Genomic DNA, 12,693 nt, shown 5'->3' with positions numbered 1-12,693 from the left:
TCTCAAGATGTTTAAAAATTCACGGTTAGCAGTTAACAAGTCCGTTAATTCCCTCCCCTCTAAACAGCAAGATCTTTTGGGAGCGATGAGTATTTTAGTTGTGATTACTTTACTGACTTCAGCAGGTGGATCACCAATTGAACACAATGTTTCCACTATCTGGGAAGGGTTTATTTGGGGTATAGCAGATCCAGTTATTAGTTTAGACCGTTTTACAGGAATTGTCGCATTAGGTTTATTATCCGCTAGATTTGCCCGTGGTAATTGGTTAAATATTACCTTTGTCCTTGCTGCTGTCTGTGGACAACTAATTAACTTGTCTCCAGTCATGTTGCCCGCACCATCAATAGTCATTGCTACTGCTACTATTGTTTTAGGTATAATGTTGGTTACACTCATTCCTATTCATTGGTTAGCAATAGCCATTTTAAGTGTCATTTTTGGTATGTTTCAAGGTTACTCCGATGCTACATCTATTATTGGTGCAGCAATACCCACTGCAATTACTTTTGTAATTAGTGTTGCTTTTAGTCAAACAGTAATTGTTATGAGTGCCAGAAAAATAGGCGTAATTTTCGGCATGAATGAAATTAACCAAATTTTACCTAAAATCATCCGCTTTGTTGGTTTAGTATTCTGTGCAATTGGTATCGTATTTTTGAGCTACTCAATAATTTAACTTAGGGGTTGGGGAATAGGTGTTGGGAGTAACATAATGATGAATCAAAAAGTCAACAGTAAAATGATTAAAAATTAAGTTATTTATTGATTAACAGTGCTGATTATGAAACTATGGGATGAATATTTAGGAATATCACTGTGATGATTTTCTCTCAAGATTGGAGCAGGCCAGAAATGATTGCAACTGGAATAGAAACAAAAATCAGTCGCTTAGAGTCTATTGTTGAACAGATTGGGGACGCTGTACTCTCGACGACTGAGACAATTGAACGTTTAGCTCAACGGATAGATGTCCTGAGTTTACAAGTAGAAGCTCAAGGTAAACAAGTACAGCAGCAAGGATATCAGATTTTTGCTTTATGTGATGCGGTTCAAAGCTTGGCTGAGTCTCAAAAAGATTCTATGGAACAAATTATCCAATTATCACAAACCCTAGATGGGCTTGTATCTTTGTTACAAAATGAGTAATTGACAAAATTTATACTCTTAGCTTTGTCACAGCAATTTGTCCAGAAAAACATATATCAACATCACTATCAGGAGTTCGTTCTCGTTTAGCATATTCTCCTATGTAGTAAAAATCATCACCTTCTATTCGATAATTAACAGGTAAAGGTTTGGTACAAGGTTGACAAAATACTACTTTTGGATCTGATTGTTGCGGTAATAGGTGCGGTAAATTGACATTCCAAAAACATCCAGGTTCGAGGGGAAGTTTCATTAAATCCTTTAATAATACAGATGTCCATCTAACAGCCGCATCCCAATCATAATCACGGTTACGTTGACGATACTGAGAAACAGCAATTCCTGGAATCCCGTGGATTGCTGCTTCTCTAACAGCCGCGACAGTTCCGGAAATATACGCATCCACGCCCAAGTTTCCACCAGCATTAATACCTGAAATTACATACTTGATATCTTGGACAATATGTGATAAGGCCACTCGAATACAATCAGCGGGAGTGCCACCAACAGCATATTCAAAATCAGAACGACGTTGTAGATGAATTGGTTGATGGGTAGTAACTTGATGTCCACAACCTGATTGATGAGATTGGGGTGCAGCAATAATTACTGACTTACTATTTACGGCTTTGAATAAAGCTGCAATCCCTGGTGCATCAATACCGTCGTCATTAGTGATAATTATGGTCATAGATATAACTCATATTTGATTTTGCAACTATCCGTCAGCGTGTTTCTGCGGTCAATTCTACCATACTGTTAAATAACTGTAACCTAATTTCAGTAATTTTCATATATTTTTTATTTCTAAGTGTGATAGGATCAAAGTGGTTGAGTGGCTTAGTGTATAAATGGTTATCATACAAAATCAATTTATAATGGTAATTTCTCCAAAATTACCACTGTTTTTGAACCAAAAATAGAAGAAGTTAGAGTCAAAAATATAAAAATTTTGGTTTTTCGGTACTTGTTATGCTAAACCGAGAAGTTAAGAGTTCCCCCCAATTTAGCATACTAACTCCGGTAGAGCCATTCAAATTGCGTTTTCCTCATGTCAACTTATTGATACGATACTCATGGCATTAAACCCAAACAGTCTAAAAACTGGTAATCAACAAACTCATGAACAACAACGAACTACCTTTATCCGTAAACAGTCTCAGAGTGGGTTTAGTAGGAACAGGCTATGCAGCTAAACTCAGATCCGAAGCATTGCAACAAGATCCCCGAACTGATTTAATAGCAATAACTGGTAATCCCGAAAGAACAGCGATTCTAGCCCAAGAATATACCATTGAAGCTATCAATTCTTGGCAAGAGTTAGTAGCACGAGAGGATTTAGATCTGGTGATCATCTGCACTATTAATCAAGATCATGGTAAAATTGCTCATGCTGCCCTATCTAGTGGCAAACACGTCATCGTTGAATATCCTCTATCTATAGACGTAAAAGAAGCCGAAGAACTAATTACTTTAGCTAAAACAGTCAACAAGCTACTTCACGTCGAACACATTGAACTTTTAGGTGGTTGGCATCAAACTTTAAAACAACACTTAGACCAAATAGGTGATTTGTTTTATGTTCGCTATAGCACCATGAATCCCCAACATCCAGCCCCCCGCAAATGGACTTACAATCATCAGATGTTTGGTTTTCCTCTCATGGGAGCTTTATCTCGCTTACATCGTCTAATTGATTTGTTTGGTAAGGTTTTTACCGTCAACTGTCATCAACGATATTGGCAAACCGAACCAGATTATTACCAAACTTGTTTATGTTCAGCCCAGTTGTGCTTTGACAATGGATTATTAGCCCAGGTAATTTATGGCAAAGGTGAAACCTTATGGCAATCAGAACGTAAATTAGAAGTTCAAGGTGAAAAAGGAGAGATTATTCTCAATGGTGATACAGGTATGTTAATCTTAGGCGAAGAAACAAAATTAATCGAAGTAGGTACGCGTCGGGGTTTATTTACCAAAGATACAACTATTGTATTAGACCATCTATTTAACGGCAGTCCCTTATATACTACCCCAGAACAAAGCTTATATAGCTTAAAAGTAGCAGAGGCTGCATATAGTTCAGCAACAACAGGATTAACTGTATTTTTAAAAGATTAGATACAAAATTGATGAAAACCCAAACCATAGTTATTTTATCCCAGCGAGAAATCGAAAAAATGCGCCGTGCTGGACGTTTGGCCGCTGAATTGTTACAATATTTAGAACCTTTGGTTCAACCAGGAGTCAGTACCCTACAATTAAATGATGAAGCAGAAAGATGGACTCTACAGCACGGAGCAAAAAGCGCCCCTTTAGGTTATAAAGGTTATCCTAAATCTATTTGTACCAGCGTGAATGAGGTGATTTGTCACGGTATTCCCAATTCTAAACAAATTCTCAAAGATGGAGATATCATTAACATAGATGTTACACCAATTCTCGAAGGTTATCATGGTGATACATCAAAAACATTTCTAGTTGGCAATCCTGCTCCTCAAGCCCAAAAACTAGTAGAAGTAACAGAAGAGTGTCTACGATTGGGAATTGCAGAGGTCAAACCAGGGGCAAAAATTGGCGATATTGGTGCAGCTATTCAAGAATATGCAGAATCTTTCGGCTTTTCTGTCGTGCGGGATTTTGTGGGACATGGAATTAGTAATATTTTCCATACCGCACCAGATATTCCTCATTATGGCATTAGGGGCAGAGGCAAGAAACTCAGAGCCGGTATGGTATTTACCATTGAACCGATGATTAATCAAGGAACTCATCAAGCAGAAATGCTTAGTGATGGTTGGACTGCGGTAACTGGCGATCGCTTACTCTCCGCTCAATTTGAGCATACCATAGCAGTGACAGAAGATGGTGTAGAAATTCTCACCCTACCCCAGAATTAATATTTTCTGTCTTTATCCCCTGCAAAATCAGGACTAGCTCATGCTCCTGGGGGCTTCCGTTGCCCCCAACTAGCTGTTAAGATAATACACACCGCCATAATATCATTTATTTAAAATTAGCACAGCGATCGCCATAAAATAACTTAACTGAAGACGCTAACTTTTAACCGTTTTAACATTGCTTGCCGTCCTTCCATTGCCAAAGTATCATCCAAAGGTGAAAGTTTAACCTCCTGTTGATATTTTAACCTGAGTGCAGTTTGAATTAACCAATCAGCAACAACAGGGTTTTTTGGCAATAATGGACCATGAGAATAGGTAGCAATCGCATTTTGATAAAAAGCTCCTTCTGTCCCATCTTCTCCATTATTCCCCAATCCATATACCACACGCCCTAAAGCCTCTACTTTCCCTAATTTTGTTCTTCCACCGTGATTTTCAAACCCCACCAAATAGGGTTTTGTTCCTGTCATGGCTTCTAGTTCCTGAGCTAACCGTGAAGCTGTAACTTCTATGACCAAATTACCAATACATCTTTTAGTATTTTCACCAGGATGAACAGAAACTAGATCTAAAATTCCTAAACCTTCAATTCTTTGTCCAAAAGCAGGTTCATAATAATTTCCCAGCAATTGGGGAGAACCACAGGTAAAAACGCCCGGAGTACCATGTTCGATTTTATCACGCATAGCCTCAGCCTTTGCACCTTGTAAATCGCGCATGACGATTTCCTGCTGACGGTCCTGTGCACCACCACCAACGATTATATCTACTGATTTTATATCTTCTGCGGTCGAGTCCTGATCCAAGGGTAACACTTTAACAGTATATCCCCGCCATTGAGCACGGCGTTCTATGGTGATCACATTTCCCCGATCTCCATAGGTACTCATTAATTTAGGATATAACCAACCAATAATAATTTCCATCGGTGCACAACTCACAAAACCCCCACTATAACATCATAACAGTAGTCATCCTCAATGCCAAACTCTCCAAGGGTTTACCGACTATCAATTGTACCCCAAAAGATTTTTTTATTGTTACAATACATTAACAAATTTCAAGTTTAGTAACCGAGCAACACAAAGGGAAAAACTCATGCTAGACTGGGATAGGTGGCACAAAAGGGTTAAAAGTAAAACCTTAAATCCCAAAATTCTTATTATTTGTGCCTCCTGCTCTAATTTCCCGGCAATCAATTTTAGATTTTAGCTTCCTGTAAAAGTGTTTTCGCCTGAATCTGACCGAAAAGACGGGACACAAGCCACGTCCTTCTAGGACGGCTTTATGTTAAAATTTGGTCATAGTCGCCTTATGGCATTGGGAGACTTTAAACGGACATGGAGGGACGATAAGACCACTTGTGGCGTGTTTCATTGAAGTGTCAAGAATCACCGCACCTTCAGGTCGGTGAGTATGTCAACAAGTTGTTATTGGAGGTGTTGAACTACCGTCCAGATGTTTGTAAGTATTAGAAACAAGGAAAGCGTAATTTAAATCAGATTTAATTGATTGCTGATCAAGTCCACCTTAGTTTAGATACCCTATTTTTTTATTGAGTTACAACCTAATCGAAAAACCGCTGTAAGCTACTGATAGTTCTTTGTAGTCTGTAGCGGTTTTTGCTATGGATGCTAAAAATAAAAAACAGGTTTTAATGAATCAAAAAAATATATTCTCCGTCAATAGCTGTATTAGCCATTTATCTGTTTTCCATAGAGGTTATATTTGTGTTATTACAATCACTTCGAGTTTTATTATTGAGTAGTCTTGGCTGTCCCTTGTTTTTTGGTAGTGGTATGGCTTTTGCTGAAGTTGTTGTTCCTACAATTCCATCAGATTCATCTATTACAGTTCCATCAGGAGGTTCATCAACCACTGTACCAAATTCCACCACAGTTGACAATAACGCCAGGTTTAGTTGTCAATCTAATAATGGACAGTTTACAGTTATGTATCAGCCCCAAAGTCAACCAGGACAATACTTTGCTTGGGCTGCACCTCAAAGTTTAGGTGGGGGTTGGGATGCTCGGAAACGTTGTCAGTCAATTGCTACCCGTTTAGAATCATATCGTCCTGATGGTTTACAAGAACTACAAATAGCTGTAGAAAATAATGAAAATATTATCTGTGTTACTACTGAAGCTAAACCTAATTGTCGAATTGTTTTGACAGTACCTCGTGGTAAAGATCCTTATACTATTCGTAATAGTGTATTTCAAAATCTAACTACTGCTGATAGTGGACAACAAACTATTGCTGTTAATACCTATACTAATCGTAACAGCGGTAATAGAGATGGCTTATATACGCTAGGACAAACTCTTTTAGGTAGTAGCAAGAATCAAGTTACTGCTAGTAAAAGTGGGGTTAACTTGAAACCATACCTTGATCCTCAAGATGGTGGTACTGGTGAAAAACTCAGAAATAAGGTAAAAATGAAAGTTAATACCAGACCTGAAAGGCCTAGTCGCCTAAATCCTGGCAAATTTCGTTAATTGAGATAATTTATGAGTTAGGAGACTGAATCAGAAGATCAATAGATCAATTTATTGTTCCTTCAATAACTCAATGACTCCTAACTCTGCTGCTGTATTTTAGTGACTATATTTACCTTTTTCGAGAAATTAAATTTACCCCTATATAATTTTTCGTCCTGTATTTGGCTATTGGGTGTTGTAATTATTTTTCAGGTTCGATTAATTTGTGAAGATTAATTAATAAATGATGCGTAGACGATAACTGAGATCAAGGCTTATCCAGTCTAGTCCGATAACTGAATAATTATGCCCTATTCCCTAGGGTGTAACTTAGCTGATAGAGAAATATTAAGAGTTCAGATTTGTAAGGCTTTACATGGGAAAAGGAAGTTTGATATAACAAATATATGAATTTATGGTATTTTGGTACAATAATATCTAAATATCAACACTCTGACCACTCAAATTCCAAAAATCAACTTTTGGCGATTGGTAAGTAACTAGTATTTAGCTACTACGCTGAAGCCAATGGAGGGTAAAGTTGTAATAAATTGTATAATTTAACCAGAATATAACTTGGTGACAATCTAGTTCTATTATCTTTTCAATGGAAGTTAACAATGATGACAAACCTGATTACAAGCAGTATGAACCGAGTCTTACAATTGGGTGATCGTATCTTCCCATCCACAGAAATTCTATCGTTATTGTCGGAATACCAGCTATTACCGCTGTTAATTAAGGAAATATTCATTGATGAAGCGATCGCAGAAATTGTCTGTACTCCAGAGGAAGAACAACTGGTCAGCGAACAATTAGCACAACAACACCAGGGATTAGAACCCCAGGGAGAAAGTTTCCAAAAATTGAAAACCATGGCGGTACGACAATTAAAACTGGAAAAGTTCAAAGAGAAAACCTGGGGAGGAGACTTAAATTCCTACTTTTTCCAACGCAAAAGCCAGTTAGATCGGGTGATTTATTCCTTAATTACCACCTCAGAAATTGGTATTGCTCAGGAAATTTACTTCCGTATTCAGGAGGGGGAAGAATCCTTTACTGAATTAGCGCGGAAATACGCCCAAGGACCTGAAGCTCAAACTGATGGCTTAATTGGTCCAATAGATTTACAATCCCTGCATCCAACATTGGTAAATATTCTTTTAAAAAGCCAACCACAACAGTTGTCACAACCAACTCAAATTGGTAATGTGATCTTAATTGTCCGATTAGAAAAAATACTACCAGCCCAACTAGATCGTTCCATGCGACAACGGTTGCTCAATGAGAGATTTAATCAGTGGTTACAAACACAAATGACAGAACAAAATTGTCAGATTAAGAGCCTATAAATTGCCAAATATGCCTCTTTTAGCCAATACAAAGTGAAATAACTAACTCGATCAATATGACTTATATTCAGAGTACCTTTGAAGATTTTATTGCCAGTATTGAAGGATTTGATCAATTATCGAAAGAGGAAATTAATAAATTCCTATCATCAGAAATTTTACAGCCGTTACGTTATCGCATAGGACAAAAGATTATTGGCAAAGAACAACTACCAGAAAGGATAGCAATTCTTTATCAAGGTAATGTCAGACTGTTAGGATATGATCCCCAAACTCATTTACCAATTACCTTAAAAAAACTACAACCAGGGGCAATAATTGGCGAGATTGCTTGGTTACGTGAGCTTCCTTGCGAAACAGCGATCGCTTCTACAGAGGTGGTCTGTTTATCTTGGAAAGCGGCGGATTATTTACAATTTCTCACGCGGAATCCAGCTTTTGGGAAAGCGCGTCAAAATCAGAGTCATTTAATTGAAATATTTGATGTTTTGAGTTCACAGGTAGCACAAAAAGCTTTAGTGAATCACAACTTAAAAGACATTAGCGAACAAGCTCAATTAGAGTCAAAAGTTCATTATTTATCACCGGGAAAAACATCATTAAAGGAATTAGATAGTAGTCGGATTTGGTTTGTGAGTGGTCGCAGTTCTCTGAATAATTTTCTACCTGGTTCTCGTTTAGAAGACGAAGTAATTGAAGTTAAAGGAAAAGCTCCTGTTCGCTTATTGGGGATTAATGCTCATGATTTATTATTGCTGGATGGTGTTCCCACAGAGTCAGAAATATTAGAAACTATATCAGATAGCAAGGTTAATTTAGAAATTCCCTACGCTCCAGATCAGGAATTTGTTCCTCCAACGACATCAAACAAGTCATTAAAAAATAAAAACTATCCATTTGTCAGGGGACAAGGAGAATTAGAAGCCCCTTTGGCTTGTTTTCAAATGTTATCCAAACATTTAGAAATACCCTTTCGGAAAGAAGTAGTTCGGCGGATTTTAAATGACCAAATTCACCGTCAAGGTAGTATATCTTTTCAAGTTTGTGCTTATTTATCTGAACTAATTGGACTGAAATCTCAGTTAGTTGATGTTCCTGCGGTTTCTATTAACCGGATTCCCACACCAGCATTAATTCGCTATCGTGATAGTTTTGCTGTTCTCTATGCAATAGATGGGAAAACAGTAGTTTTGGGTTTACCATCCCAAGGTATTATTAACTGCCAAATAAATCAATTAGTAGAGGAATTAGAAACTGATGACGCTAATCTTCAACCACAAGTTAGAGTTTTATTACTGAGCGCGACAAAGGAAACACCTAAAGAACGCTTTGGTTTAGGGTGGTTTGTTCCCTATTTATCGCGTTACCGCTGGGTGCTAATAGAAGTATTTATTGCTTCCTTCTTTGTCCAATTAGCTGCCCTTGCTAACCCTCTAGTTATTCAGCTAATTATTGATAAAGTCATCGTTCAAAACAGTATTAGTACCCTGAATATTTTGGGAGTATTACTATTAGCGGTAGGTGTGTTTGAAGCAGTGTTAACCACATTACGGACCTACTTATTTGTAGATACCACGAACCGTATTGATATGAGTTTGGGGTCACAAATTATTGACCACTTGCTGCGTCTACCACTGCGGTATTTTGATAAGCGTCCAGTGGGTGAATTATCCACCAGAATTAATGAATTAGAAAATATTCGTCAGTTTCTCACGGGTACGGCTTTAACAGTGGTGTTAGATGCTCTATTTTCCCTTGTTTATATAGTTGTTATGCTGTTTTACAGTTGGCAGCTAACCCTCGTTGGTTTGGGGACAATTCCTCTGTTTGTAGTAGTGACATTAATTGCTGCTCCTACAGTTAGTAGACAATTAAGAACCAAAGCTGAACGTAATGCCGAAACTCAGTCTTATTTGGTTGAGGTTATGTCAGGTATTCAAACAGTTAAAGCCCAAAATATTGAATTACGCTCCCGGTTTTCTTGGCAAAAGAAATATGCTAAGTTTGTCGCGGCAGGTTTTAAAACTGTTCTTACTTCTACATTAGCCAACTCAACCAGTCAATTTCTGAGTAAACTTAGTAGCTTATTAGTTCTGTGGGTGGGATCTTATTTAGTTTTAAAAGGAGAATTAACATTAGGAGAATTAATCGCTTTTCGGATTATTTCTAGTTACGTTACCACCCCCATATTGCGGCTGGCACAAATCTGGCAAAACTTCCAAGAAACTGGTTTATCTTTAGAACGATTAAGTGATATTGTTGATACACCACAAGAAGCAGAAGTAGACCGGAATAATATTCCCCTTCCTGCCGTTAGCGGTGCTGTCAAATATGAAAATGTTTCCTTCCGATTTGCTGCCAGTGGACCACTACAACTCAGCAATGTTAACGTCGAATTTACTGCGGGTAAATTTGTGGGCATTGTCGGACAAAGTGGTTCAGGGAAAAGTACAATGATGAAATTACTGCTCAGACTTTATGATACGGAATCTGGCAGAATTTTAGTGGATGGTTACGATATTGCTAAGGTTGAACTTTATTCACTGCGACGACAAATTGGTGTAGTCCCCCAAGATACACTTTTATTTGATGGTACAGTGCAAGAAAATATTGCTTTAACAAATCCTGAGGCCACAACAGAGGAGATTATTGAAGCTGCTCAAATTGCTGTAGCCCATGAATTTATTATGACCTTACCAAATGGTTATAACACACGAGTTGGGGAAAGAGGATCAGCCCTTTCTGGTGGACAAAGACAGAGAATTGCGATCGCTCGTTCTGTGTTACAAAGACCTAAAATATTAGTTCTAGATGAGGCCACCAGCGCCTTAGATTATCCTACAGAAAGGCAAATTTGTCTCAACTTAGCTCGTGCTTTTAAAGGTAATACCGTCTTCTTCATTACCCACCGTTTGAATACTGTTAGTAGTGCCGACACTATCGTCGTCATGGATAACGGCAGAATGATAGAACAAGGTAGTCATCAAGAACTTATGGCAGCTAAAGGTCATTATTTCTACCTTTATCAACAACAGGAAGTAAATTTGTAGTCAATTATTCCTAGAGGTTTAGCATTGCTAAACCCTGTCAGTTATTTAACTCAAATGCAACTGATAAGTGAATTAAAGATGAAATTACGCACCACTAAATATTCAATCTAAACTCCCAAATTCCAAATTATTATGACTCAAATTAATGGTAATCGTACCAACGGAAATGGTAATGGCAATGGTAATGGTAATGGCTCTCATAGAGACACAAAAGTATTAAAATCTCCTAAAACCATTGCTAAACAGCCTAAGAATGATTTCAAGTTCGATAAGTTCGAGCATTCTGTAGTTCTCCGTCAATCCCCAGTTTGGTCTCGAACTATTATGATTACCCTCATGGGATTAGCGTGTTTTGGGATTATTTGGGCTTGTTTAGCGAAAATTGAACAAGTAATTCCGGCAACAGGTCAATTAAAACCAGAAGGAACAGTCAAAGAGGTACAAGCTCCTGTTAATGGAGTAGTTAAATCAATTTATATAAAAGATGGAGACGAAGTAAAACCAGGACAATTGTTATTAACATTTGAGTCTATTGCGACCTTAGCAGAATTAAATTCTTTGAATAAAATTCGCATAGCTTTAATTCAAGAAAACAATATCTATCGGCGCTTAATGGGAGCAAGTATAGGTACAGATTCTGAAATAGAATTTTTACGCAGTAAACTACCAGGAGAATCAGCTTTTCTGCTCAAAAGTCGCGCTTCCTTAGTAGCAGCAAATGAATTATTACGTTCTCAATTGAGAAATTCATCGGGAACAGCAAGAATAGGAATTGACGAAGAACAACTACTAGCAGTTGCAAAAATAGAATTAGCATCTCGTTCCAAAGCTGCAGATTTAGAAGTTGAAAAAACTAGAAAACAACTTTCTCAAACTCAATTTAAACTGCAAGATACTCGCAATAGTCTAGCCATTCAAAGCGGTATTTTAGCTAAAATCAAAGTCTTAGCTGAAGAAGGGGGTATTTCCCAACTTCAATATCTGAATCAGAAACAACAGGTACAAACTCTCGCAGCAGAAATCTCACAATTGCAGGAAGAAATAAAACGTCTAGAATTTGATATTGATAAAGGAAAAGAGCAATTAACTAATACAGTGGCTAGTTCCGGTAAAGATATTTTGGAAAAAATAGGCAATAATAAACAACGCATTGCTGAAATTGATAGTCAATTCATGAAGGTAATTTTAGACAATGAACAGCGTTTAGCAGATATTAATAGCAAAATATCCCAAACAAAATTAAATGTTAAATATCAAGAACTTCGCGCTCCAGTAGGGGGAATAGTTTTTGATCTCCAAGCTAAAAATGTTGGTTTTGTTGCTAATTCCACACAAAAACTACTACAAATTGTCCCCAAAGAAAACCTAACAGCGGAAGTTTTTATTACCAATAAAGATATTGGTTTTGTCAAGAAAGATATGAACGTAGATGTAAGAATTGACTCCTTTCCCTTTAGTGAATTTGGTGATATTAAAGGTAAGGTCACTAAGATTGCTTCAGATGCTTTACCTCCAGACCAAAACCATCAATTCTATAGATTTCCGGCCACAGTTAAGTTAGATAAACAACATTTAAATCTTGCTAATCAAGATAGAAAGATATCTTTACAATCAGGGATGTCTATTACTGCTAATATTAAAGTTCGTGAAGAACGGACGGTAATGAGTTTATTTACAGAGATGTTTACCAAGCAAATTGAAAGTTTAAATGAGGTGCGTTAGGAATAAAAATAGGATTTCTGACTTCTTTTTTATCTTA

10 protein-coding genes are annotated in these 12,693 nt (G+C 37.3%); 8 read left to right on the top strand and 2 right to left on the bottom strand.

The genetic code is table 11. The features are described from left to right. The first annotated feature begins 7 nt into the window (after positions 1–7). Both H6G44_RS06030 and H6G44_RS06025 read left to right on the top strand, forming a co-directional pair. Positions 8–679, top strand: a complete 672-nt coding sequence (locus H6G44_RS06030; RefSeq protein ID WP_190386426.1) for a HupE/UreJ family protein — start codon at positions 8–10, stop codon at positions 677–679. Positions 680–855: 176 nt separating this feature from the next. Continuing rightward, on the top strand, positions 856–1,149 hold the full coding sequence (locus H6G44_RS06025) for a hypothetical protein (protein WP_190386425.1): 294 nt from the start codon (positions 856–858) through the stop codon (positions 1,147–1,149). Between the two features lie 10 nt (positions 1,150–1,159). Here H6G44_RS06025 and surE read toward each other — a convergent pair whose 3' ends face one another. Next, positions 1,160–1,840, bottom strand: coding sequence for a 5'/3'-nucleotidase SurE (gene surE / locus H6G44_RS06020; protein WP_190386424.1), 681 nt, complete (start codon positions 1,838–1,840; stop codon positions 1,160–1,162). Between the two features lie 431 nt (positions 1,841–2,271). Between surE and H6G44_RS06015 the strand changes: the two genes are divergently transcribed. Then, the gene (locus H6G44_RS06015; protein ID WP_190386423.1) at positions 2,272–3,270 is read left to right on the top strand and encodes a Gfo/Idh/MocA family protein; all 999 of its coding nucleotides are present in this window, start codon (positions 2,272–2,274) and stop codon (positions 3,268–3,270) included. Between the two features lie 11 nt (positions 3,271–3,281). After that, positions 3,282–4,049: a type I methionyl aminopeptidase gene (map, locus tag H6G44_RS06010; protein WP_190386422.1), complete on the top strand. Its 768-nt coding sequence runs from the start codon at positions 3,282–3,284 to the stop codon at positions 4,047–4,049. A 143-nt stretch (positions 4,050–4,192) separates the two neighbouring features. On the opposite strand, the gene H6G44_RS06005 is transcribed toward map, so the two are convergent. Then, positions 4,193–4,978 carry a type 1 glutamine amidotransferase gene (locus H6G44_RS06005; protein WP_199291786.1) on the bottom strand — a complete coding sequence of 262 codons (786 nt, stop codon included), beginning with the start codon at positions 4,976–4,978 and terminating at the stop codon, positions 4,193–4,195. An 804-nt stretch (positions 4,979–5,782) separates the two neighbouring features. Here H6G44_RS06005 and H6G44_RS06000 point away from each other — a divergent pair. From H6G44_RS06000 to H6G44_RS05985, 4 genes are all read left to right on the top strand, one after another. Beyond that, entirely contained in the window at positions 5,783–6,550 is a 768-nt protein-coding gene (locus H6G44_RS06000) for a COP23 domain-containing protein (RefSeq protein WP_190386420.1), read from the top strand. Between the two features lie 629 nt (positions 6,551–7,179). Next, positions 7,180–7,884 carry a peptidylprolyl isomerase gene (locus tag H6G44_RS05995; RefSeq protein WP_190386459.1) on the top strand — a complete coding sequence of 235 codons (705 nt, stop codon included), beginning with the start codon at positions 7,180–7,182 and terminating at the stop codon, positions 7,882–7,884. A gap of 56 nt (positions 7,885–7,940) precedes the next feature. After that, positions 7,941–10,934 carry a peptidase domain-containing ABC transporter gene (locus tag H6G44_RS05990; RefSeq protein WP_190386419.1) on the top strand — a complete coding sequence of 998 codons (2,994 nt, stop codon included), beginning with the start codon at positions 7,941–7,943 and terminating at the stop codon, positions 10,932–10,934. Positions 10,935–11,066: 132 nt separating this feature from the next. Beyond that, positions 11,067–12,656, top strand: a complete 1,590-nt coding sequence (locus H6G44_RS05985) for an HlyD family efflux transporter periplasmic adaptor subunit (protein WP_190386418.1) — start codon at positions 11,067–11,069, stop codon at positions 12,654–12,656. Positions 12,657–12,693: the final 37 nt, after the last annotated feature.

Origin of the sequence: Aphanizomenon flos-aquae FACHB-1287, from assembly GCF_014698755.1 — a bacterium.
GTDB classification, from domain to species: domain Bacteria; phylum Cyanobacteriota; class Cyanobacteriia; order Cyanobacteriales; family Nostocaceae; genus Dolichospermum; species Dolichospermum flosaquae.
Note: the sequence above shows the minus strand (reverse complement) of the source record. Positions and strands in the feature narration are given on the sequence as shown.